The sequence below is a fragment of the Nemorincola caseinilytica genome, assembly GCF_039540515.1.
In the GTDB taxonomy this organism is placed as follows: domain Bacteria; phylum Bacteroidota; class Bacteroidia; order Chitinophagales; family Chitinophagaceae; genus Nemorincola; species Nemorincola caseinilytica.
Genome location: NZ_BAABFA010000008.1, coordinates 143,866 through 168,052 on the forward strand (window position 1 = coordinate 143,866; position 24,187 = coordinate 168,052).

Consider the following 24,187-nt stretch of genomic DNA (forward strand, 5'->3'; position numbering starts at 1 on the left):
AATTGGTTAAAAGGGTAAAGAGGTAAAAGGTTAAAAGGTTTCCGTGTGATAGGGTTAAAGGGGTAAAAGGTCCCTGTTATCTGGTGTTCTCTTCTTCTTTCTCTTAGAATATTTTCAATAGAAAAAGGTGCCAACTTAACATTGGCACCTTTTGACTATTTAACCTTTTACCCCTTTAACTATTTAGTTATCCTTCCGATCTTTCCTTCTCTATCTTACCGCGGCGCATGGGATTAGCGGTGTTCTCGGCATAGTTGGCGCGCTGGCGCAGCAGATCGAGCGCCTGGAAGACCGCTTCGCGGAGCGATGAGGGATCGGCGATGTCTTTGCCTGCTATATCGAATGCGGTACCATGATCGGGCGAGGTGCGCACGATGGGCAGGCCTGCGGTATAGTTCACACCCTCGCCCTTGGCCAGTGTCTTGAAGCCTACAAGGCCCTGGTCGTGGTACATGGCCAGCACACCATCGAACTGTGTGTAGTGGCCGCTGGCAAAGAACGCATCGGCGCTGTAGGGGCCGAACACAAGGGCGTCCTTCTGCTTGTAAGCCTCTACCACGGGGCGTATGATGGTCTGCTCCTCAGAGCCTATCTGCCCTTCGTCGCCGGCATGTGGATTGAGGCCCAGCACGGCTATGCGCGGCTTGTCTACCCCGAAGTCCTTGATGAGGGCCTCGCGCAGTATGTTCAGCTTGTTCTGCAGCAGCTCTTTGGTGATGGCGCCCGCTACCTTTGATATGGGTATATGCTCTGTGGCCAGGGCCACGCGCAGCGAATGGCTGTAGAGTATCATGAGCACATCCTTTGCTCCGAATTTCTCTTTGAAGAAGGGCGTATGGCCTGTATAGGGAAAGTCGGGCAGGTTGGTATTGCTCTTGTGTATGGGGGCGGTGACAATAGCATCGAGCTGGCCATCCTTCAGGCACTGGGTGGCCACCATCAGTGAGCGCACGGCATATTTGCCACCTATATCGGTGAGCACACCCGGCTGTATGGGCACATCCTCTTCCCAGCAGTTGAAGATATTGACCTGCTTGGGGTTGAGCTTGGTAAGGTCCTTCGTACTATTGAAGTTGATGACCACGTCGGCCGTGAGCTTGCGGTAGAAATTGATGACCTTGTTGGACGAGAATATGACCGGGGTGCAGAGGTCGAGTATACGGTTGTCGGCAAAGGTCTTTATGATGACCTCTGTGCCTATACCGTTGAGGTCGCCCGTGGTGATGCCTATTACCGGTTTTTCGCTATTTGTATGCATGAGTTGGTGCTATAAGGTTATTCAATTATTTGCCATAGTGCATAAGGAAGTCTAGCAGCATGCGGATGCCGCAGCCCGTGCCGCCTGAGGCCACATAGCCTTTCTTTGCGGTAGCGAAAGATACGCCTGCTATATCGAAGTGCATCCACGGATAATCGGTGAAGTGCTGCAGGAACTTGCCGGCCGTCATGGCACCGCCTGTAGGGCCGCCTATGTTCTTTATATCTGCTACGTCAGAGCGTATCTGGTCGCCATACTCATCCCATAGGGGAAACTCCACCAGGCGCTCGTACTGCCTGTCGCCACTGGTGCGCAGGGCCTGTTTCACATCATCGCCCGCAGTGCCCATGCACACTATACCATGCTCGCCCACCGCTGCTGAGGCAGCGCCTGTGAGCGTAGCGAAATCAATGACCAGCTCGGGCTTGTAGCGCTTGGCCCAGTGCAGGGCATCGGCCAGTATCATGCGGCCCTCGGCATCGGTGTTCAGCACCTCTACCGTGGCACCGCTATACATGCGTATCACATCGCCGGGGGTATATGCTTCCTCTCCGGGGCGGTTATCGGTAGCGGGTACAAGGGCTATGACGTGCAGGGGTAGCTGCATACGCGCTATGGCATACATGCTGCAGCTTACCACGGCTGCGCCGCTCATATCGCTCTTCATACGGTCCATAGAGTTCGGGGTGGGCTTCAGCGACAGGCCGCCGGTATCGTATACCACGCCCTTGCCTACCAGCACTATGGGCTTTTTGTTCAGCGCCTTTTTAGGCACATACTCCATAATGGTAAATGTAGGCGGCTGCTTGCTGCCCATGTTCACGGACAGGAGGCCGCCCATCTTTTCCTTTACTATGCGCGCCTTGTTGAGCACCGTTACCTTGAAGCCTGCCTCGCGGCCCAGCTCGCCTATCTCTTTCGATAACTGCTCTGCCGAGAGGAAGTTCACAGGCTCGTTCACGAGGGTGCGTGCTTTGTATATAGCATCGATAGTGACCTGCAGTTGGGTCACCTCTTTGAGCGTGGCAGAATCTTTGGCAATGAATATGCGTAGCAGCGAGTTGGTGAGCTTCTTTGCCTCGGTACGGTACTTGAGGAACTGGTAAGAGGCCAGTGCTGCACCCTCGGCCACCAGCAGGGCGGCATTGGCAGTAGCAGAAAGGTTGGCAATGGCTACCTCTGCCATCTTGTATTTATTGCATACCGACTGGAGGTCGGCACCGGCCTTGCGAAATGCATCGCCGGTCTGCGCTGCGGTCTTTTTGGGCTTCACCATTAGAATGAACTGGTAGCCACCATACTTGTTGATGGTGACGAAGGTCTGCTCGGCGGCCAGGCTGTCGGCCGCATACTTGCTTTCTTCGGCAGAGAGGCCCTGTACCTCGTTCAGTTTATCTGCGCTATCTAGTATCCATGCCCTGGAGGCAGTGGCTTTTTGCTGTATCTTGATCTCCATGCTGTGTAAGCGTATAATGGGCGAAGGTAACGTTAAGATGAAAAAGTAAAAAAGTAAAAGTAAAAAAGGGTATACGGCCTTATAGGTACTATGCAGGGGCCAAGTTCGTACTTTTGCGCAGTGTATACTTTAAAGAAAAGCCTGGGACAGCACTTTCTGCATGACGAGAACATGTGCCGGAAGATAGTGGCGCAGGTGCGACGCACCCCCGGCATGCGCCTGCTGGAAGTAGGCCCCGGCGGCGGCGCCATAACCAAGTACCTGCTGGAATGGCCCGATGTGGACTACAAGGCCATAGAAGTGGACGAAGAAAAGGTAGTGTACCTGAACAAGACCTACCCCGCCATAGCAGGCAAGGTGATACTGGCCGATATACTAAAGGCCGAAGTGCCTTTCGAGGGGCATTTTTCGGTGATAGGGAACTTTCCGTACAATATATCGTCGCCTATACTCTTTCGTATGCTGGAATGGGAGCCGCAGGTAGATGAGATAATAGGCATGTTCCAGAAAGAGGTGGCGCAGCGGGTGGCCGCAGGGCCGGGATCGAAGACGTATGGCATACTGAGCGTACTGATGCAGGCGTTCTTCACGGTGGAATACCTGTTCGATGTACATGAGAACTGCTTTACCCCGCCGCCTAAGGTGAAAAGCGGTGTACTGCGGTGTACCAACATACAGAACCCGCACGGTATAGACAACAAGAGAAAATTCATAAACCTGGTGAAGACGGCCTTCAACCAGCGGCGCAAGACCCTGCGCAACGCCCTGAAGGGCCTGTTGCCGGCCGAGGCGCTGACAGACCCGTATATGGATAAGCGTGCCGAGCAACTGTCTGTAGCCGACTTTGTGACCTTATATAGAAGATATGTACAGCCCTGATCATATGCCCAAAGTGCTGATAGCGGCCCCGGTACATGATGTGCTGATAGATGGGCTGAAAGAGATTGGTTATCAGTGTGTTATGCAGGAGCAGATAACGCAGGCGACGGCTTTGGGGCTGGTGGGCGATTGTGAGGGCATCATCACATCGACCCGGCTGCAGCTGGACAGGGAACTGATAGATGCCGCGCCCCGCCTGCGCTGGATAGGCCGTATGGGCAGCGGTATGGAGGTGATAGATGTGGCCTATGCCGCCCAAAAGGGCATAACCTGCCATGGCAGCCCCGAGGGCAACTGCAATGCCGTGGGGGAACATGCGCTGGGCATGCTGCTGGCGCTGGTACGGCGAATAACATGGGCCCAGTGCGAGATGCAGGCAGGTGTATGGAAGCGCGACGAGAACCGCGGCATAGAGCTGGAAGGCAAGACCGTGGGCATAATAGGATATGGGCATACGGGGCAGGCATTCGCGAAAAAGCTGAGGGGCTTTGATGTGCGGATAATGGCCTATGATAAATACCGTACAGCACCTGTACCCACGCCGGTGGAAGCCTGTACCGATATTGCCGATATATACAGGGAGGCCGATATAGTGAGCTTTCATGTGCCGCTGCAGGCCGATACCGTACACTACTGCAACGAGGCCTTCATAGCCGCCATGCAAAAGCCTTTTATACTGGTAAATACATCGCGCGGGCAGGTGGTGGACACCCCGGCGCTGCACAACGCCCTGCTGACGGGCAAAGTGATAGGGGCCTGCCTTGATGTCTTTGAGCAGGAGCCGATAACAAAAGCGCAGGGCGAACTGCGCAATATCATCGGTACAATGATACGCATGCCCAACGTGATCCTCACCCCCCATATAGCGGGATATACGCACGAGGCCCTCTACAAAATGAGCCATGTACTGCTGCAAAAAATAGCCGGAAAGGCCTGATATAACAGAGAAAGAACGCAACCGTAACTTTTTTTTAAGAAATACCCAAGATGGGGGTATCATTTTTCGTCTATATAGTGTGACCAGATGGTTTTTTGCGTATACAAAAAGTATCTGGGAACTACGGGTGAAAAGAAAATAATTATGTTGGGAAATGTGATCTTTAACAGATTTTTTTATCTTTACGCCTCATTTGCTAATAATTTATTAATATAGGATATGATACGTAAACTACGTTACCTGCTGTTTTTTGTCTTTATCGGCCTATCAGCATTTGTGTATGCCCAGGGAGAGATCTATGGAACGGTGCTGGATGAGAAGAAGCAACCTGTGATAGGCGCTATCGTCAATGTATCTCTGGGCGGTATAGTAAAGGGTGGTGCTGCTACCGATTTCGACGGTAATTACCTTATCAAACCACTCGATCCCGGTACATACAACCTTACTGTTCAGTATACCGGTTTTGCAAAGACCGAAGTGACAGGTATAATGGTGAGCAACGGCAGGGCCACCCAGAACGTGACCCTGGTACCGGCTACATCTACAACGCTGGGTACGGTGACCATCACTTATAAAAAGCCCCCCTTCAACAAGGATGGTATAGGTATCACCTATGATGCCAAGGATATAAAGGCGCTGGCCACTACCGAGGTAACGGATATAGGCAGCCTTACGCCGGGTGTATACCAGTCGCAGCGTGGTAAGGGTACCAGCATAGGCGGCGCCCGTAAGACAGGTACACTGTACATAATAGACGGTGTGCAGGTACAGAACATAGGCGAAGAGGCCAATACCGGTATCAATATGTCGCAGAACGCGATAGAGCAGATGGAGGTGATCACATCGGGCATACCTGCGAAATATGGTGACGTATCGGGTGGTGTGGTGAGCATCACTTCGAGGGGTGTGGCCAGGAAGACATCGGGTAGTGTGCGTGTACAGCAGTCGGTAGACGGTTACAACAACAGGCTGGTGAACTTCTCTGTAGCAGGCCCTCTGTACAAGAAAAGGATAGACAGTGTGACAAAGAAACCCGTACTGGGCTTTGCGCTGAGCGGTGACTGGTATGACGACCACAACAGGTACCCTACCTATGACAAGCAGTGGGTAGTGAAGGACGATGTGAAAAGGAACCTGGAAGAGAGGCCACTGCAGATAGTATCGGACAATACCGGAGCGAGGGTATATAACTACTCTTCTAACTATATCACCTTCAAGGATATGGAGCAGAGGAAGATACAACCCCGCAACAGGACACAGGAAATGCGCTTTAACGGCAAGCTGGACTACCAGGTGGCAGACAACCTGCGCGTGATAGGCGGCGGTATGGTGAACTATGTAGTGGATGATGAATATAGCCGCCAGGGAAGCCTGATGGCCCCCGAGGCTACTTTCAGCCGCAGGGACCTCACTACCCGTGGTTTTATACGCTTTACACAGAAGTTCGGTAAGATGAACGATACATCGGCCCGTAACAACATCATTTCTAATGCGTTCTACAGTGTTCAGGCCGACTTCCAGAGGACCTCTACCGGTCGTCAGGACCCTAACTTCAAGAAAGATATATTCAAATACTCTTATGTAGGTAAGTTCGCCGACAGGCCCAGGACCAATATATATGGTTTCAATACGGACTCTATAAGCGGCAAGCAGGGTATAGTGCTGTTGGGCTCGGCCTCTAACGGTTACGACTTCACACGCTCTGAACTGAACCCCGTACTGGCCAACTATACTACACAGTACTACAACTCGCTGGAAGGTAATGTACCTGCGAACATACTGACCATACAGGCAAATAACGGTATGGCCAACGGCGACCAGCCACGTCCTACCTACAGTGCCAACGGTGTAGGTCTTTTCAACAGCCCCGGCTCATCACCCACTTACTATCAGACATTCAACTCTGACCAGTACGCACTGGACGTGAATGCCTCTTTTGACCTGAACACCGGCAAAACAAGGCATGCTATCGAGTTCGGTCTGTACTACCAGCAGCGTATCATCAGGTCTTATGCCGCACAGGCCAACCTGGGTGGTACACAGTCTATATGGAACCAGATGAGGAACCTGGTAAGCTCTGTAGACAACCAGAACCTGAGGCTGGATAACCAGAATCCCATCTTCCGTGTGAACGGTAAGGATTATACATATGTATCGAGCGGCGTAGTAGGCCAGGGTACTTTCATAGACAATGCTACCGGCAACCCTGCCAACATCATCCCCGGCCCTATGGATACTATCTACTACAACCTGAAGAACGTAGGTACAAGTTCTTTTGACAAGAACCTGCGTAAGAAACTGGGCGTGGCCGATAATGCTATGATAAACATAGACAACCTGGACCCCAGCACTTTCTCTCTTGACCTTTTCTCTGCCGACGAGCTGCTGAACCTGAGCGGTAACTCATTCGTAGGCTACTATGGTTATACTTATACAGGTGCCAAGCAGACAGGTACAGTGAACTTCAACGACTTCTGGACACAGAAGAACGAAAGGGGTGAATATACACGTCCTATAGGTGCATATGCTCCTACCTACATAGCAGGTTATATACAGGACAGGTTCAACTACAAGGATATCAACTTCAACATAGGTTTCCGCGTGGACCGCTACTCTGCCAACACGAAGGTGCTGAGAGACCCTTATTCTCTGTACCCTGTTACTACTGTAGGCCAGGTGTCTGGTGCACAGAACTTTGTAAATGGCGGTGCTCACCCATCTAACATTGGTAACGACTATGTGGTATATGTGAACGATAACAACTCATCTAATCCTACCATCATCGGTTACCGCGATGGCAACAACTGGTACGACCCTACCGGCAAGCTGATACAGGACCCATCACTGCTGAAGCAGTATTCTGATGGCCGCGACCCTCAGCCTTTCATCCAGTCTCAGTACAAGGATATAAAGATGACGGACAGCAACTTCAACCCCAACCTGTCTTTCACCGACTACCAGCCACAGGTCACCATCATGCCTCGTATACAGTTCTCTTTCCCTATATCTGACGTGGCCAACTTCTATGCACACTACGATATATATGCACAGAGGCCTTATCCTACCAGCCTGGGTAATGCTACTGCATGGGATTACTTCAACTTGTCTGCCGCAGCGCCCACAGGTGTGATAGCTAACGCCAACCTGAGGTCTCAGAAGACGTTCGACTACGAAGTAGGTTTCCAGCAGAAACTTACCGACCACTCTGCCCTTACCCTGTCGGCTTTCTACAAAGAGCGTAAGGACATGATAGCTATAGTACCATATGTATATGCATATCCGTACACTTACCAGACCTATGGCAACCGCGACTTCTCTACAACAAAGGGTTCTACCATGCTGTATGACCTGCGCGCTACCAACCACCTGAAGATGACGGTATCTTATACCCTGCAGTTCGCAGAAGGTACAGGATCGAGCTACAACAGCGGCCGTGGCCTGCTGAACAACCTGATACAGGAAGGTCTGCCTAACCTGCGTTATGTAACATTCCTGGATGTGGATTCAAGGCACATCATAGCTGCTAACGCAGACTTCAGGTTCAATGAAGGTGAAGGCCCTGTAGTAGGTAAGAACCACATACTGCAGAACGCCGGCGCCAACCTGATACTGAGGACGAGGAGCGGTGAGCCTTATACAAGGTACTCTGACGCCCTTGGCCAGACAGTGGTAGGTGGCGTGAACGGTGCAAGGCTGCCATGGCACTTCGGTATGGACCTGCGCCTGGACAAGGATTTCGCTCTGAAATTCGGCAGGAAAGGCGATGCTGCTGAAGGCAAGATGCCTAAGCGCGTAAAGTATGTAAAAGGTATAGTGATGATAAACAACCTGCTGAACACACGCGAAGTACTGGGTGTACACGGCTTCACAGGCCGTACGGATGACAACGGTTACCTGGTGTCTTCTTTCGGTCAGCAGTTCGTACCTCAGCAGATCAGCCCTCAGTCTTACAACGACCTGTATACCATATACATGAACAACCCTGCATTCCTGAACTATGCAAGGACAGTATCGCTTGCAGTTGAATTTAACTTCTAATAATAATATATAATCATAGGTTATGATGCTTAGAAATAAAATACAGTTTTTACGCGCTATGGTGCTGCTGGGAGCAGGGGTGCTAGGTATTACCGGTGGGGTAAGCGCGCGAGAGAACGTAGGAAAACGCGACCCTAAAGCCCAGCAACTGAAGTCCACTGCTTCGGGTTGCCAACCTTCGGTATCGTCTATAGACCTTGATATCAATAACGTACGCGCCCGCCTGATGACCGGTGGCGATATGTGGTGGAACAATGGTGCCGGTAATGCTGCTTATGAGATACCTAAGGGATCGGGCAGGCATTCACAGTTCGCTGCATCTTGCTGGATAGGTGGTTATGATAAGCAGGGTCAGCTAAAGGTAGCCGCACAGACCTACCGCCAGGATGGTAACGACTACTGGCCGGGAGCGCTGGACGACCAGGGCAAGATAACCTCGGAAAGCTGTCAGGTATGGGACCATTTCTGGAAAGTGGACAGGTCTACCATCAACAGGTTCAAACAGGCCTATAAGATAGGCGCCGACATAAAGGCTTCGGATTATGAGGTTATCAATACATGGCCGGCCGTTGGCAACAACAACGTAGTGGGCAATGGTGGCAAGATAACCCTTAACCCTGTCAATACATACGCACCCTTCATAGACGTGAATGGCGATGGCAGGTACCAGCCTGAAGAAGGTGAATATCCCGATATAAAGGGCGACCAGTACATATGGTGGGTGTTCAACGATGCGGGTAACGTAAAACAGCAGTCTCTTACCGCCGCTATGGGCATAGAGGTGCAGACCAGCGGTTTTGCATACGCTACACAGGACTTCCTGAACAATGCCACTTTCTATAACTACCGTGTGATAAACCGTGGTACGCTGACGATAGACAGTACCTACATAGCTGTGTGGGACGATGCCGATCTTGGCTACTACATGGATGACTTCATAGGTTGCGATACGGCAAGAGGTTTGGGTATCCTTTATAATGGTAGCAATAACGACGGCCAGATAGCAGGTAACCCCGCTAACAGCTATGGTCTGAATCCTCCGCAGATAGCGTTGGATTATTTCCAGGGCCCTAAGCGTCCTATAAAGATCAATGGCAAGGATACTATTGAACAGTTGAAGATGACGAACTTCACTTACTACAACAATGACCCCAGTATCATAGGTAATCCTACCAACGGTATACAGATATACTACTACATGACAGGTTCTATCAGGAACGGTCAGCGTTTCTCTTATGACTATACCGGACCCGCAGTGCCTTCAAAAGGCTATGGTGCCGGTCCTGTTTCGAATTATGTGTTCTGGGGCGATCCTTCGGATAACACACAGTGGTCCGAGTGTGCCTGCGGTAACAACCCCGGCGACCGTCGCTTTGTGTTCTCTTCCGGACCCTTCCAGCTGATACCCGGTGCTATAAACGATATCACCTTCGGTACGGTATGGGCTGCAGGCCAGGGCGGTTGTCCTTCTGCTAACTTTAAGACCATAAAGAACATAGATGACGGTGCCCAGGCACTGTTCGATAACAATTTCAAGACCATAGAAGGCCCCGAGGCTCCAAGGCTTGTGGTGCGTGAGCTGGACAAGAAGCTGATATTCTACATGGTGAATGACTATGGCAGCAATAACTATGGTGAGAACTACGGCCGTAGCGATGGTAAATACAACGATTCGCTGCTGTACCACCAGGTAGTAGTGAAATCGAAAGGTGTGAGCATCGACTCTCTCTATAAGTTCCAGGGTTATCGCGTGTTCCAGCTGGCCAACAGCCAGGTTACTGCTGCGGAAATATTCGACCCCAATACGGGTGAAGTGGACGAGAGCAAAGCGAAGGAAGTATTCCAGTGCGATGTCGCGGACAGCATTTCGCAGATAGTGAACTATGTGAAGAGCATAAGCGTGAGCGATACCACACATGCTGCACAGATAAAAGTAAAAGGCAGGGATAGTGGCATAGTACACAGTTTCCAGCTGACACAGGACGCCTTTGCTACCGGCAACGATAAGCGTTTTGTGAACTACCGCAACTACTACTTCGTAGCTATAGCTTATGCATATAACAACTTTGCCAGCTTCAATCCAAAGAACACCGTAAATACACAGGATGTTCCTTACCTGGCCAGCTCGCACGGTGCAGGTGGTACAGAGATAAAGGTAGTAACGGCCCTGCCAAACCCTGCCAACGGAGCCATGGGCGATGTGATAAATTCTGATTATGGCGCAGGTGTGATAGTGAAGAGGATACAGGGTACAGGTAACGGTGGCAATGATGTAAAGCTGGATGAGGCTTCGGAAGAAGAGGCGCTGACCAAGAACGCCGTTGCCCAGCCTACATACCAGGCCGGCTTCTCTCCTATAGACGTGAAAGTGGTAGACCCTGTAAAAGTACCTGCAATGGATTGGGTACTGCAGATACACGGTACCAATACGATACTGGGTGTTGGTGCAGCGGCTATACCCGGTGGTATAGATGCAACTTCGGGTTCATGGACACTTACAGGTTATAAGGATGGAGCGGTAGCTGATGTGATATACAGCGAGCGTGACCTCGGTACGCCTAACGAGCAGATACTGGAGAAATACGGTATATCTGTAGACATCAGGCAGGTAGCACATCCCGGTAGTAAGATAAAGAATACCAAGAATGGCTATATAACTTCTGATGTAAAATTCAATAATCCTGAACAGCCTTGGCTGTGGGGCGTACAGGACGAAAGCGACAGTAGCTTTGCTAACTGGCTGAGGTCTGGTGCAGTGAGCCACTTCAACTCTGTATCGTCTACCAACCCATGCTATTTCAATGACTTCGCGATAGGTACCAACTATGTGGATGAGAAAGGCCAGTTCGCATCTATGTTCGCCGACTTCACGCCAATGAAGTCGACATGGGGCCCTTATGGTCTCTCCGCTTACTGGTATGACGGTGGCACCTTCCAGTCGGGTACAGGCTCATTCGCAGTGTGCGGTCACCATATAGGTGCGCACAAGCAGACCCTGAACAACATCAAGTCTATGACCGATGTGGACCTGGTATTCACCAAAGACAAGTCTAAATGGACAAGGTGCGCTGTGATAGAGACACAGGAAGATACAGCTCTTGCAGAGAACAAGGGGAGGAAGTTCTACCTGCGCAAGCACAAAGGCTGGAACCTGGAAGTAAGTGGAGATGGTAATTCACCTGTTTACTCTGAGAGCGCTGATGATGAAGGTATGTCATGGTTCCCCGGTTATGCCGTCAACCCTACCACAGGCGAAAGGCTGAACATTGTATTCGGTGAGGACTCTTACCTGTCTTCTGACCAGGGCGACGATATGATCTGGAACCCCGCTGCTCCTAAGGGTAACAACGGTTTCAATCCTTTCGATAACTCTATAGAGTTCGGCGGGAAGCACTATACATACGTTCTCACAACGAAATACGATAGCTGTAAAGAATTCGTGAGCAATGTGAAGAGGGCCACACCTAGCAATACATTCCTGAGGACAGCTTATTCTACATTCCAATGGGCAGGTATACCAATGCGTAACCCACTTGTGAAGTACCTGTCTCTGCAGGAGGGTCTGATACCTACTACCACAAGGCTGAGGTTCAGGGTAGACAGGCCTTATATGTCTTATGCTGCAGTAGACTCTAATAGCGCGTTCGCTAAGCCAGGTACCAACCTGAAAGCAGGTGAGTGGACAAACCCATACTATACTTTCAGCACGAAGGATATGGCCAAGTCGGACCTGGTGGACAACCAGCAGAGGGACACAGTACTTGATAAGATACTGGCCGTGCCTAACCCATACTATGGTTACTCTGGCTACGAGAAAGCAGGCAGCCGCTACGATACCAAGATCAGGATAATAAACCTGCCTGCAAGGGCCAGTGTGAACATCTACACACTGGATGGTATACTGGTGCGTTCTCTGTCGAAGAGCGATCCCGGTGTTCCGTACCTTGATTGGGATATACGCAACACTGCAGGCCTGCCTGTGGCCAGCGGCATGTACCTGATACATGTGAGAGCTGAGGGCATAGGGGAAAAGGTGATCAAATGGTTCGGTTCGCTGCGCCCGCTAGACGTGACCCAGTATTAATACAGATCTTAGTTCCGGGCGGATATCCGCCGCCCGGAACAATAAATAATCATTCAACTTACTTATGAAACAAGGATCAATAAAATCAGTTGTTACCATACTTGCAGTAGGTATGTCTCTGAGTGCAGTAGCAGGTAATAAGGACCGTTCCGGCCAGGCAGGTGCACCCGAGCTATCTATCAATCCATGGGCGCGCACTACCGGTGTCTTCGGTATCAATACGCCACACATCACGGGTGTAGAGGCCATGAAGACCAATATAGCGGGTCTGGCGGCCGTGAGCGGTACGGATATAGGTGTATCGCGCGGACAATACCTCGCAAATACCGGTATCAACATCAATAACATAGCTGTAGGCCAGAAGATAGGAGAGGCAGGTGCCATAGGTATCAACCTTATGTCTATGAACTTTGGCGAGATAGTGAGCACCGAATACAACATGCCGGAAGGCTTCGGCACTTTCCGCCCACAGTTCCTGAACCTGCAGCTGGGCTATGCCAAGCAGTTCTCATCGCATGTGAACGCAGGTGCGGCCATCACCTATGTGTCTGAGCAGGTGGGCAACGTGGGTGCGCTGGGCGTGGCCTTTGAAGGTGGTATACAGTATGTTACCGGTAAGAGGGATAACTTCCACTTCGGTATCACGCTGCGCAACCTGGGCAGCAACATGCGCTTTACAGGTACCGGTTTTTCTGTGAATGCCGACAAGCCGCAAAGCTCTCCGTCTTTCGTGGTGTCGCAGCAGTATCCTACCGAAAAATTCGGTATGCCTACATACCTGAACTTCGGTATATCTTATGATATATACCTGGACGAGCATCATATAACCGGAAAGGACAGCCTGCCCAAGCATAAGCTGACGGGTATAGCCAACTTCCAGTCGAACTCTTTCAATAACGACTACCTGGGTGTAGGTGCAGAATACAGTTTTAAGGATATGTTCCTGCTGCGTGCTGCTTACCGTTACGAAAAAGGTATAGGTAACCTGGAGAAGACCACTACCATGTACTCCGGCATAGCTGCGGGCGCTACAGTGCAGAAGCGCTTTGGTGAGGATAACAAAGGTCCGCTGGTAGCCATAGATTACTCTTACCGCCCTACGCAGCGCCCTGCGAACGGTGTGCATATGATATCGATACGTTTTTCGCGTTAACTATATTTTTGTATTTTTACCATTGCAACGCTTCTGTTATGCAGAGGCGTTGTATTTTTTTTCTATACCGAATAAAAAAGTTGAATTATGTCTGATCTGAATTACCTGACCAAAGAGACACTTGCCCAGATGAAGGACGAGCTGAACAAGCTGAAGACGACGGGCCGGGCCGAAATAGCCAGGCAGATAGCTGAGGCCAGGGAAAAGGGCGACCTGAAGGAAAATGCCGAATATGATGCTGCCAAGGAAGCGCAGGGCCATCATGAGGCGAAGATCGCGCAGCTGGAAAGCGCCATAGTATCGGCACGCGTAATAGATGCAAAGGACATCGATACCAGTAAAGTGTCGATACTGAGCAAGGTGACCGTGACGAATATGGGCAATAAGAAGACCGTGGTATACCAGATAGTTTCGGAAAAAGAGGCCGATCTGAAGCTGGGGAAGATATCGTCTACATCGCCGATAGGCAAGGGCCTGCTGGGCAAGCAGGTGGGTGAGGTGGCCGAGGTGCAGGCGCCCAGCGGTACATTCAAATTCCGTATAGAAAGCATAACTATCTAAGCTATGCCTACCATTTTTTCTAAGATCATAGCCGGAGAGATACCCTCTTATAGAATCGCAGAGAACGAAGACTTCTTTGCCTTCCTGGATATATTCCCCATACGCGAGGGACATGTACTGGTAGTGCCTAAGACCGAAGTAGACAAGATCTTTGATGTAAGTGACGAGTTGCTTGCCAAATGGCTGGTATTTGCAAAGCCTATAGCGCGTGCTATAGAAAAGGCATTTGCCTGCAACAGGTGTGGTATAAGTGTGATAGGGCTGGAAGTACCGCATGCGCATATGCACCTGGTGCCTATAGACTCTGCCGACGACCTGAACTTTACCCGCGCGAAACTGAAGCTGTCGCCGGATGAGCTAAAAGACGTGCAGCGCAGGCTTCTTGAGGCCATGGCACAATAAATGAGGAATGTTAATTGTAATTGCACCTTCCTTTCATTTACCCGGTGGTGTGCGTTTGTATAGTATATTTGCCCGGTCACCTATAGCAAATTTTTAAGATTGAAATATCGTAACGCCTTATTGATAGTATTGCTGATAGTGGTCGCAGACCAGGTATCGAAGATCTGGATAAAGACACACTTTGCTAACGGCGATGATGTGCGGGTCATAGGCGACTGGTTCAGGCTGCACTTCATAGAGAATGAAGGTATGGCCTACGGCATGAAGCTGAGCGAATCGCCTATAGGTAAGATAGTATTGTCGTCCTTCAGGCTGGTGGCCGTGATATTTGGCTTCTACCTGCTGAAAAGGCTGATAGAAAAGGGGTATGGGCGCGGTATGCTGATATGTGGCGCGCTGATACTGGCCGGCGCCATGGGCAACCTGCTGGATAGCATGTTCTACGGCCTTATCTTCAGCGAAAGTCCTTATTCCTGTTTCTCGGGCAACTACGACAGCATGCAGCACCTGCTGCAGAACCACAACAGGGAGGCCGTAGCACACTTCACACAGTTCGGCAAGGGATATGGGTCGTTCCTGCAGGGCAGGGTGGTAGATATGTTCTATTTCCCCATCATAGAGACCACACTACCCCGCTGGGTGCCTTTCTGGGGAGGGCGTAATTTTGTCTTCTTCGAGCCGGTGTTCAACCTGGCCGATGCAGCTATATCGATAGGTATCATCACGCTGCTGCTGTTCCAGAAAAAGCTGATGCACCATACGGGTATGCCGCAGCAGGATGCAGTGGCCACCAATAATGATACGAATGCCACGGTATCGTCGTAAATTAGACCTATGATATCGCAGGATAAGCCATCATCGCCATCGCAGGAACAGCCGGAAGAAGGCATGCTACCCATTACCGTATGGCTTGCTGGCCGCAGCTACCGCATACGCATAGAGCCGGGCGAGGAATCAGAAGTGCGTAAGGCGATAAGACTGGCCGATCAGAAGATAACAGAGCTGCGTACCCACTATGCAGGCAAGGACGACCAGGATTTTATAGCTATGTGCCTGCTGAGCTATGCTACAGACAGTGCCATACATGTGTTCAGCGATCCGGTACTGCAGGATGAGATAAAGAAACTAAGCAACAAGATAGACAGGGCACTGCGCAACTCGGGGAAGGAAGAAGAGTAAACGCTACATCATACCAGTGCATCGGCCATTACCTCCATACGCGAACCACGCGAACCCTTGATGAGTATAGCGCTATCCTGCGGCTGGTGAGCCCGCACATAGGCTGCGGCCTCGGTACTGTCTGCGAACCACCTGAGGCCATTCTGCAGGCCACTGAACTCCTTACCTACCAGTATCACATCTTTCCATTCGTAGCTATTTATAAGGGTCACAAGCGCGCGGTGTTCATCGGCCTCGGCAGGGCCCATCTCCTTCATTGCTCCTATCCATAGTATCCTGTTATTAAGGGGCGAAGCAGCGAAATTGGTTATAGCGGCCTGCATGCTGGATGGGTTGGCATTGTAGGCATCCAGTATCACCTTGTTGGTACCCTTCTGTATCCACTGAGAGCGGCTGTTATCGGGCATGTATGCCTCTATAGCGGCCTTGATGGCAGTGGGGGCTATACCGAAATGCAGGCCTACAGCAATGGCCGTCAATACATTGGGGAAATTGTAAGCGCCTACCAGGTGGGTATCTATCCGTACATCGGTACCCGTATGGGAGAATACTACGCTAAGGAAGACATCTTTCATTACCGGGCTACCGGTATAGGTAGCATTACCGGCGCCATAGGTGACCTGCTGCACCACACCTGCGGCCATTTGCTGCAGGTATTCCATATCGGTATTGCGAAAGACGGTGCCATTATGTGTGCGCAGGTAGTCGTATAGCTCGCCCTTGCCTTTACGCACGCCTTCTTCGCCGCCAAAACCCTCTATGTGCGCCTTGCCGCAATTGGTGATGATACCATGTGTAGGCTCTGCTACGAGGCAGTAACTTTCTATTTCCTTCTGGTGATTGGCGCCCATTTCCACTACGGCCACCTGTGCATCTTTCTGTATCTGCAGCAGGGTAAGGGGAACGCCTATGTGGTTGTTGAGATTACCGGTGGTGGCATAGGTGGTATACTGTTGCCGCAGCACGGCAGTAACAAGCTCTTTGGTGGTGGTCTTGCCGTTAGAGCCTGTGATGGCTATGACCGGTATATTGAACTGCCGGCGGTGGTGCCTTGCCAGTTGCTGTAGGGTGGCCAGAGCATCGGCTACCAGTATACAACGCTCATCTTTGGCATATTCCTGCTCGTCTACTACGGCATATGCAGCGCCGGCATCCAGTGCTGCAGCGGCAAAGGTATTGCCATTGAAGCTGGCACCCTTCAGTGCAAAGAAGATACCACCCGGGCGTATCTTACGCGTATCGGTGAGTATGATGGGATGGCGCAGGAAAATATCGTATAACTCGGTTATGGACATGACAGAAGGATATGGTGTGTAAAAATAAAGATCCCCTTTCGTTCTGAAAGGGGATCTGAGAATATTGTTGTTATAAATTATTACCTCTTGTGGTATTTCTGCCTGCCGAAGCTGTTGCCACCGGGCTGAGCATCGCCGGTAGGGCTGCCCAGGCGGTCCATCACACAACGGAAACCGATGGTAGATGATGACAGGTAACCCTGCATATAGCGGCGAGTACCGGGCGACAGCCAGTAGGCACGATCGGCCCATGAACCACCTTTATAAACCTTGGTAGAGTCGTTAACGAGAGACATAGAACCGAAGTTGTATGCCGACTGAGAAAGGCTATCACCATCCCTGTAGTTGTGCAGCCTGCCGCTGCGTATCTCATAGCGATTGTTGTTCCTTACTTCCTCATCGGTAACATATGCCTGAGGTATGTGGCCTATGCTGTCTTTTTCTTCGATGGTATAATCTTCCTGATAGAGGTATTTCATGTACTCATTACCACGGAACGGACGGAAGTCATCCACATCAGCATGAGAGCCGGGGCGGTAAGTATCCATTACCCACTCGTTCACGTTGCCGGCCATGTTGTAGAGACCGAAAGCGTTGCGCTGGTATGCTTTTACATATGTAGGACCATCAGCATTGTCGTTGAGGCCACCGGCAACACCCATGAAGTCGCCTTTGTCGCGCCTGAAGTTAGCCAGCAGCTCGCCCTGGAACTGGTTGTGCAGGCCTGAACGTGTGGTGTTCTTGGGGCCGAAAGGCAGAGAGTTACGATCTGTGAGAACTTCCTCACCACGGCGACGCTTGTTCTCGGGGCTTGGGTTGTTGCCTATGAGGCCCAGTGCCGCATATTCCCATTCTGCTTCTGTAGGCAGGCGGAAATCGGGAACGAATATGCCATCACCATAGTCTACAGGACGCTCACCGGAACCGTTAGGCTCGAGGTCGGTCTTCTTGGTAACAGAAGAACCCTCGTACTGTCCGGCCATATAAGATTTGGTAGTGAACACGTCCTCACCTGTCTGGTTCACGTTGGGGTTCTGAAAGCGCAGGTGTATGAGCAGACCTTCATTGTAGCGGTCTGTACGCCAGTCACAGTATTCTTTTGCCTGGAACCAGCTGACACCAACTACGGGGTAGTGGTTGTACGCGTTGAAGTTGAAATAGTTCTTTACATAAGGCTCGTTGTAACCGAGTGCAGAGCGCCATACCGTTTGGTCGGGCATAGCACGAACATACATTTCAGGATAATCGGTGAAGTAGGTACGCTTTACCCAGTATGTATATTCGCGATAGCTTTCGTTCTCCAGCTCGGTCTCGTCCATATAGAAAGAGGACACCGATACTGTGCGCCTCACATTGTCACTTTCGAGAGTTGGCATCTCATCATCCACAGCACCCATCGTAAAACGACCACCCTGCACAAATACCATTCCGATAGGAGTAGGCTGACCTTGAGGTTCAGTTACTTCGAAGCCACCCCAATCGCGATTATTACGCTCCCAGCCTGTGGTCTGTGATATCGAACCGCCCTTTCCTTTCTTTACAGATTGTGGTGTGCAAGCAGAGAAGAATGTTGCCGAGCCGATACAAAGCAAGCCTAAGCCTATGAGTTGTCTTTTCATAATTTTCACTAAAAAAGTTATGCTCTTTGCAGGTATTTTGTTAAAAGCAGTTACAATGATACCGCGATCTTTTTAAATTTTCAAGTATTCAAGATGTTTTTTAAAAAAAGATCCTGTTTTTATTTTTTCAGATGTAATATCTAAAAAGATATGACGTTAGTTATTTAACACCGCCAGTAGCGTATGTTTTGTACGCGAACGGGCATTAAACCGTAATTTTACTTAACTTTTTTCAAGGCTTGTGCCAAAATCTGATAAATGAGAATGAAAAGGATATTCCCTGCCCTTATCGCATCGTTCGGCATGCTAGCAGCATGGCTGCCTGCCGCTGCCCGTACCGAGACCTATAATGTGAACAATGACGAGATATATGGCGGCTATATAGTTAAAAAGATATGGCTGGACCAGTATGCCACGCCCAAGGTATCGGTAGGTGATATAATCTATGCCGATGCGGCCATACCGGCAGGTATAGAACCCTCTGCACCGCAGAACGTGCAGCTAGTGCTGGGCATGGAGCTGAAACGCCCGCTGGTACTGGTGCGCATACCTGTCTATTCGAAAGATGCGAACGGTGTGGGACACAAGGTGACCGCCTTTTCGCTGACCATAACAGAAGATGCACAGCAGGCCTCGGCGCCGGTAGCTGCAAAAGGTACTGCGAGCGATGTAACGACCTCGGTACTGAGCACAGGTACCTGGTACAGGATAGGCATCACCCGCACGGGTTTCCATAAGATAGATGCGGCCCTGATGACCGCTATGGGACTGAACCCCGGCCTGGTGAACCCTGCCAACCTGCGTGTGTATGGCAATGGCGGCAGAATGCTGCCCGAGCAGAACTTTCTGCCACGCGCCGTGGACCTGGAAGAGAACGCTACCGTGGTGAACGATAACGGCAATGGCATGTTCGATGCGGGTGAGCATGTGATATTCTATGGCATGGGCCCGCAGGGCTGGGATGCCGACAGCGCCAGCGACCGTTTCTCGCATGTGAAGAACCTGTATACCGATACGGCCTACTATTTCATCACCTTCGATAAGGGGCCGGGCCTGCGGGTGCAGGAGCAGGCGGCAGCGCCGGGCGGCAATGTGACCGTTACCGACTTCAACTACTACGACATGCACGATGTGGACCTTGTGAACCCTCCCGGTTTTGGTAAGACGTGGTATGGCGAGCAGTTCAACCCTCTGGCGGGCAACCTCACACAGTCCTTCAACTTCGACCTGGGTGCGGTATCGACCAATGTGCGTGTACGGGTATCGATGGGTGTGATAGGCGAGGGTGGCAGCAACTGCAATGTGCTGGTGAACGGCGGCATGGTGGGCAACCTGGCATACCCGCTGGGTACGGGCGAAAGCACGCAGATACAGATAAAGAACGGAGAATGGCCTGCTGCGGCACCGGCCGCCAGCGCCTTCGTGACACTGGGCTATACACCATCAGGCGGATCTGTGGCCTACCTGAACTTTGTGGAAGTAAATGCACGCAGGCCGCTTGCCATGAGCGGCGACCAACTGAGCTTTCGCGACCTGAGGAGCTATGGTGCAGGCAAGGTGGCAAACTATGTGCTGCAGGGCGCTAACAGCGCTACACGCATATGGGATGTGACCGACCCGCAGATGCCGGTGGCACTGAACGGCTCGCTTGCGGGAAGTACCTACACCTTCTCCCGCGATGCGGCCACGCTGCATGAATTTGCGGCTATGAACAGCCAGAACGTATACAGCCCCGTATACTCGGGCGCGGTGGCCAACCAGAATCTGCATGGCGCTGCACAGGTAGATAACATCATTGTTACCAACAAGGCATTTTTACAGGCCGCGAACGACCTGGCCAACTACCACCGCACTCACGACAACCTGCGGGTACTGGTAGTGACGCCGGAGGAGATATACAACGAATTCTCATCGGGCGGGCAGGATATAAGCGCCATACGCGACTTCGTGCGCATGTTCTACAAAAGGGCGGGTACCGATGTATCGCAGATGCCGCGCTACCTGACACTGATAGGCGCCGCCTCTTACGACTACAAGGACAGGCTGCCCAATAACTCCAATTTCGTGCCCGTGTTCGAGTCGGCAGAGTCTTCGTATGACCTGGCGGCCGTGCTGACGGACGATTTCTATGGTTTCCTGGACGATAACGAGTACATAGAGAACAACCTTATCTACAACACCCTGGACATAGGTATAGGCAGGCTGCCGGCCCGATCGGTGGAGGATGCCGGTAACATGGTGTACAAGATAATGAACTACAAAAGCCCTGCCACACTGGGCCCATGGAGGCTGGCATCGACCCTGGTGGCCGACAATGCCGATGGCGCAGGTGACCATATGGAAGATGCCGAGCAGATGGGGTCGCACATTACCGGCACTACACACGGCCTGTACAACCACAGCAAGATATATGTAGATGCCATACCGCGCATAACCACCCCGGCAGGCGCCCGTTGCCCCAATGCGCTGGCTGCCATAGCCGACAGGGTATACAAGGGCACTATGCTGATAAACTACAGCGGCCACGGCAATACACAGGTATGGGCCGAGGAGCGTATACTGACCCCCGAGGATTTCAACAAGTGGAGCAATGCGAACATGCTGCCCTTTATGGTGACGGCCACCTGCGACTATGGCCAGTATGACCATCCGCAGTATGTATCGGCCGGGGAACAACTGGTGATAAAGAAGAATGGCGGCGTGATAAGCATGCTGACCACTACTGCCGCCGTATATGCCAACTACAATAATCCGCTGAACGCGCTCTTCCTGAAGACACAACTGGCGCAGACATCGGGCGGCGAATGGCACACTTTCGGCGAAGCATCGCGTATAGGTAAGAACGCTACCTATGCTACATCGATAAACCCGAACGAGCTGGCCAACTACCGCAAGTTCGCACTGCTGGGCGATCCTGCGCTGAAGCCCAATTTCCCCGAGCACTTTGTAGAGATAGACAGCATAATGGATGTAGCCACATCGGAGCCTGCCGATACCGTGAAGGCGCTGGGCGCATACCGCATCAGCGGCCGTGTGCATGATGCCGGAGGGTCTACCCTCACAGGGTTCAACGGCATACTGTCGGTATCGTTCTTCGATAAGCCGCGCACTATATCTACCATCACCACGGTGAACAAGACCTTCAAGCTGCAGGACAACCTGGTGTATAAGGGCAAGGTGAGCGTGACGGATGGCAGGTTCAGCTACACCTTCATAGCCCCCAAGGATATAAACTACTACTATGGTACGGCCAAGATAAGCCACTATGCACACAATGGCGTGACCGATGCTGCAGGCGCCGATACCAGCATAGCCGTGGGCGGTTTCTCTGACAACCCGGTGATAAGCGACAAGCCGCCGGTAGTGCAGCCCTACATCAACGATAGTATGTTCCAGAACGGTGGTGTGACCGGTACTAATACCTCGCTGTTCGTATCGCTGTTCTCGGAGACAGGTATAAACGTATCGGGTAACAAGCTGGGGCACGACCTGACCGCCGTGCTGGATGACAACATAGAGCAGCCCTACATACTGAACGACCACTACGAGACAGCGCCCAATACCTACCAGCGCGGCTATGTGAATTTCCCCATAAACGGCATACCCAATGGCCGCCACACCATAACGGTGAAGGCCTGGGATGTGAACAACAATTCGGGCGAGGGTAGTGTGGACTTTGTGGTGGTGGATGGTAAGGTGATGGCCATAGAGAACCTGGGCAACTATCCCAATCCGTTCAGCAACAGCACCCGTTTCGTTTTTGAGCACAACCACCCCGATGAGGACCTGAACGTAAAGATCAACATCTTCAATACCGCAGGCGCGCTGGTGAGGGGTATAGAGCAGCAGTTCACTCCCACGGGCAGCAGAACGGCCGAAATAACATGGGACGGCACCGATGATAATGGCTCAAGGCTGGCATCGGGCATGTATGTATACCGCATGATGATCACTACCGATAAAGGTTACAGGTCCTCTGCATACCAAAAACTGGTGATCGCGCGTTAACACTTCGGTTCACAAAATTATTGTTGACCATATTGGCAAAAAGAGATATTTTTGCTCAACATCAGATAAATATAATAAATTATACAATGTCAAGAAAACTTGGTCTATCAGGCTTGTTGTTGCTTACAGGAATGTCGGCTTTACAGGTGAACGCTCAGGGTACAAAGTCAAATGTGAACGGTACAAGCACTTCATTCGTAACTACTGCGGTCCCCTTTCTGCGTGTGTCGCCCGATGCCCGTGCCGGCGCTATGGGTGATGCAGGTATAGCTACATCTGCCGACCCTAATGCACAATACTGGAACGTAGCGAAAATGCCTTTTACAGATAAGACCTATGGTATCTCTGCCACCTATACCCCATGGCTGAAGGACCTGGTACCCGATATATTCCTTGCCTACCTTTCGGGCTATGCCAAGTTCGGCCAGGAGCAGGAGCAGGCCGTGAGCGCATCTATGCGTTACTTCTCGATAGGTAACATAAACTGGACCGACTATATAGGCAACTCTATAGGTACAGGTATGCCACGCGAGTATTCGTTCGACCTCGGCTATTCCCGCCGCCTGTCAGACTACCTGTCGGCCGGTCTTACCATGCGCTACATACACTCTGCCATCGCTTCGGGTGTTAACACCTCGGCTACCGGTTCGGACTACAAGCCGGGCAACGCATTCGGTGCCGACCTGGGTATGTTCTATACCAAGTCCGTAGAAAAAGAAGAGTATCATACAAATACCTTCAACTTCGGAGCTGTGCTGAGCAATATAGGTTCTAAGATCACCTACAACTCTACCCGCAGGGACTTCATACCCATGAACCTGGGCGTAGGCGCTGCCTATACCATGCAGTTCGATGCGTTCAACAAGATCACCTTTGCACTGGACCTGAACAAGCTGCTGGTACCTGCCATAGCATCTACCTCGGGCGATACTACTATATCTGTACCTAGCGGTATCATCAAGTCGTTCTCTACCGGCGACCAGCTGGCCCAGATAAATGTGTCCCTTGGTGCAGAATACTGGTACCAGAACACTATCGCCTTCCGTGCAGGTTACTTCTACGAAGACAAGAACAATGGCGACCGCCAGTTCCTGACCACGGGCCTGGGTGTACGTTACAATGTGTTCCAGCTGAATGCTTCGTACCTGGTACCACAGGGCTCGGGCACCAACCGTAACCCACTGTCGAACACGCTGCGCTTCACGCTCATGTTCGAGTTCGACCAGATGTCTGGCGGCGGCGGATCGGATGACTCATCAGAAGATACCAAGCCCGAAGGCCAGTAAGGTCTATCAGGTATACGATATAAAAGAGAATG

15 protein-coding genes are annotated in these 24,187 nt (G+C 51.3%); 11 read left to right on the forward strand and 4 right to left on the reverse strand.

What is annotated here, in order from left to right:
- Window positions 1-187 precede the first annotated feature (187 nt).
- Complete coding sequence (gene pdxA / locus ABD843_RS05645) at window positions 188-1,258, reverse strand: 4-hydroxythreonine-4-phosphate dehydrogenase PdxA (protein WP_345079808.1); 1,071 nt, start codon at window positions 1,256-1,258, stop codon at window positions 188-190.
- Window positions 1,259-1,283: 25 nt separating this feature from the next.
- Window positions 1,284-2,714: a leucyl aminopeptidase family protein gene (locus ABD843_RS05650; protein ID WP_345079811.1), complete on the reverse strand. Its 1,431-nt coding sequence runs from the start codon at window positions 2,712-2,714 to the stop codon at window positions 1,284-1,286.
- A 120-nt stretch (window positions 2,715-2,834) separates the two neighbouring features.
- Here ABD843_RS05650 and rsmA point away from each other — a divergent pair, with 120 nt between their 5' ends.
- The 9 genes from rsmA (at window position 2,835) to ABD843_RS05695 (ending at window position 15,947) form a co-directional block, all read left to right on the forward strand.
- Window positions 2,835-3,593 carry a 16S rRNA (adenine(1518)-N(6)/adenine(1519)-N(6))-dimethyltransferase RsmA gene (gene rsmA / locus ABD843_RS05655; protein WP_345079815.1) on the forward strand — a complete coding sequence of 253 codons (759 nt, stop codon included), beginning with the start codon at window positions 2,835-2,837 and terminating at the stop codon, window positions 3,591-3,593.
- Complete coding sequence (locus ABD843_RS05660) at window positions 3,580-4,530, forward strand: NAD(P)-dependent oxidoreductase (protein ID WP_345079818.1); 951 nt, start codon at window positions 3,580-3,582, stop codon at window positions 4,528-4,530. The genes rsmA and ABD843_RS05660 overlap by 14 nt, the downstream gene beginning before the upstream one ends.
- Window positions 4,531-4,749: 219 nt before the next feature.
- The gene (locus ABD843_RS05665; RefSeq protein ID WP_345079823.1) at window positions 4,750-8,568 is read left to right on the forward strand and encodes a carboxypeptidase regulatory-like domain-containing protein; all 3,819 of its coding nucleotides are present in this window, start codon (window positions 4,750-4,752) and stop codon (window positions 8,566-8,568) included.
- Window positions 8,569-8,626: 58 nt separating this feature from the next.
- Window positions 8,627-12,652 carry a hypothetical protein gene (locus tag ABD843_RS05670; RefSeq protein WP_345079826.1) on the forward strand — a complete coding sequence of 1,342 codons (4,026 nt, stop codon included), beginning with the start codon at window positions 8,627-8,629 and terminating at the stop codon, window positions 12,650-12,652.
- A gap of 64 nt (window positions 12,653-12,716) precedes the next feature.
- On the forward strand, window positions 12,717-13,805 hold the full coding sequence (locus ABD843_RS05675) for a PorV/PorQ family protein (protein ID WP_345079829.1): 1,089 nt from the start codon (window positions 12,717-12,719) through the stop codon (window positions 13,803-13,805).
- Window positions 13,806-13,892: 87 nt separating this feature from the next.
- A complete protein-coding gene (greA, locus tag ABD843_RS05680) occupies window positions 13,893-14,366 on the forward strand; it encodes a transcription elongation factor GreA (protein ID WP_345079832.1) in 474 nt (157 codons plus the stop codon).
- 3 nt (window positions 14,367-14,369) lie between these two features.
- A complete protein-coding gene (locus tag ABD843_RS05685) occupies window positions 14,370-14,768 on the forward strand; it encodes an HIT family protein (RefSeq protein WP_345079835.1) in 399 nt (132 codons plus the stop codon).
- A 99-nt stretch (window positions 14,769-14,867) separates the two neighbouring features.
- Window positions 14,868-15,593, forward strand: a complete 726-nt coding sequence (locus ABD843_RS05690; protein ID WP_345079838.1) for a lipoprotein signal peptidase — start codon at window positions 14,868-14,870, stop codon at window positions 15,591-15,593.
- Window positions 15,594-15,602: 9 nt separating this feature from the next.
- Window positions 15,603-15,947 (forward strand): cell division protein ZapA, encoded by a 345-nt coding sequence (locus ABD843_RS05695; RefSeq protein WP_345079841.1) that lies wholly within the window; start codon window positions 15,603-15,605, stop codon window positions 15,945-15,947.
- A gap of 8 nt (window positions 15,948-15,955) precedes the next feature.
- Here ABD843_RS05695 and ABD843_RS05700 read toward each other — a convergent pair whose 3' ends face one another.
- Complete coding sequence (locus ABD843_RS05700) at window positions 15,956-17,242, reverse strand: UDP-N-acetylmuramoyl-tripeptide--D-alanyl-D-alanine ligase (protein WP_345079844.1); 1,287 nt, start codon at window positions 17,240-17,242, stop codon at window positions 15,956-15,958.
- 80 nt (window positions 17,243-17,322) lie between these two features.
- Window positions 17,323-18,669 (reverse strand): SUMF1/EgtB/PvdO family nonheme iron enzyme, encoded by a 1,347-nt coding sequence (locus tag ABD843_RS05705; RefSeq protein ID WP_345079847.1) that lies wholly within the window; start codon window positions 18,667-18,669, stop codon window positions 17,323-17,325.
- 456 nt (window positions 18,670-19,125) lie between these two features.
- Here ABD843_RS05705 and porU point away from each other — a divergent pair, with 456 nt between their 5' ends.
- The gene (gene porU, locus ABD843_RS05715; RefSeq protein ID WP_425575676.1) at window positions 19,126-22,869 is read left to right on the forward strand and encodes a type IX secretion system sortase PorU; all 3,744 of its coding nucleotides are present in this window, start codon (window positions 19,126-19,128) and stop codon (window positions 22,867-22,869) included.
- 86 nt (window positions 22,870-22,955) lie between these two features.
- Window positions 22,956-24,155, forward strand: a complete 1,200-nt coding sequence (gene porV, locus ABD843_RS05720) for a type IX secretion system outer membrane channel protein PorV (protein ID WP_345079850.1) — start codon at window positions 22,956-22,958, stop codon at window positions 24,153-24,155.
- Window positions 24,156-24,187: the final 32 nt, after the last annotated feature.

What these genes read in the sequence shown, in the direction of transcription:
- ABD843_RS05700 (WP_345079844.1), bottom strand. Translation starts at nt 17,242, where the DNA reads ATGTCCATAACCGAGTTATACGATATTTTCCTGCGCCATCCCATCATA.
- ABD843_RS05650 (WP_345079811.1), bottom strand. Translation starts at nt 2,714, where the DNA reads ATGGAGATCAAGATACAGCAAAAAGCCACTGCCTCCAGGGCATGGATA.
- ABD843_RS05705 (WP_345079847.1), bottom strand. Translation starts at nt 18,669, where the DNA reads ATGGTATTTGTGCAGGGTGGTCGTTTTACGATGGGTGCTGTGGATGAT.
- ABD843_RS05675 (WP_345079829.1), top strand. Translation starts at nt 12,717, where the DNA reads ATGAAACAAGGATCAATAAAATCAGTTGTTACCATACTTGCAGTAGGT.
- ABD843_RS05665 (WP_345079823.1), top strand. Translation starts at nt 4,750, where the DNA reads ATGATACGTAAACTACGTTACCTGCTGTTTTTTGTCTTTATCGGCCTA.
- porV (WP_345079850.1), top strand. Translation starts at nt 22,956, where the DNA reads ATGTCAAGAAAACTTGGTCTATCAGGCTTGTTGTTGCTTACAGGAATG.
- ABD843_RS05660 (WP_345079818.1), top strand. Translation starts at nt 3,580, where the DNA reads ATGTACAGCCCTGATCATATGCCCAAAGTGCTGATAGCGGCCCCGGTA.
- pdxA (WP_345079808.1), bottom strand. Translation starts at nt 1,258, where the DNA reads ATGCATACAAATAGCGAAAAACCGGTAATAGGCATCACCACGGGCGAC.
- greA (WP_345079832.1), top strand. Translation starts at nt 13,893, where the DNA reads ATGTCTGATCTGAATTACCTGACCAAAGAGACACTTGCCCAGATGAAG.
- porU (WP_425575676.1), top strand. Translation starts at nt 19,126, where the DNA reads ATGAAAAGGATATTCCCTGCCCTTATCGCATCGTTCGGCATGCTAGCA.
- ABD843_RS05670 (WP_345079826.1), top strand. Translation starts at nt 8,627, where the DNA reads ATGGTGCTGCTGGGAGCAGGGGTGCTAGGTATTACCGGTGGGGTAAGC.
- ABD843_RS05695 (WP_345079841.1), top strand. Translation starts at nt 15,603, where the DNA reads ATGATATCGCAGGATAAGCCATCATCGCCATCGCAGGAACAGCCGGAA.
- ABD843_RS05685 (WP_345079835.1), top strand. Translation starts at nt 14,370, where the DNA reads ATGCCTACCATTTTTTCTAAGATCATAGCCGGAGAGATACCCTCTTAT.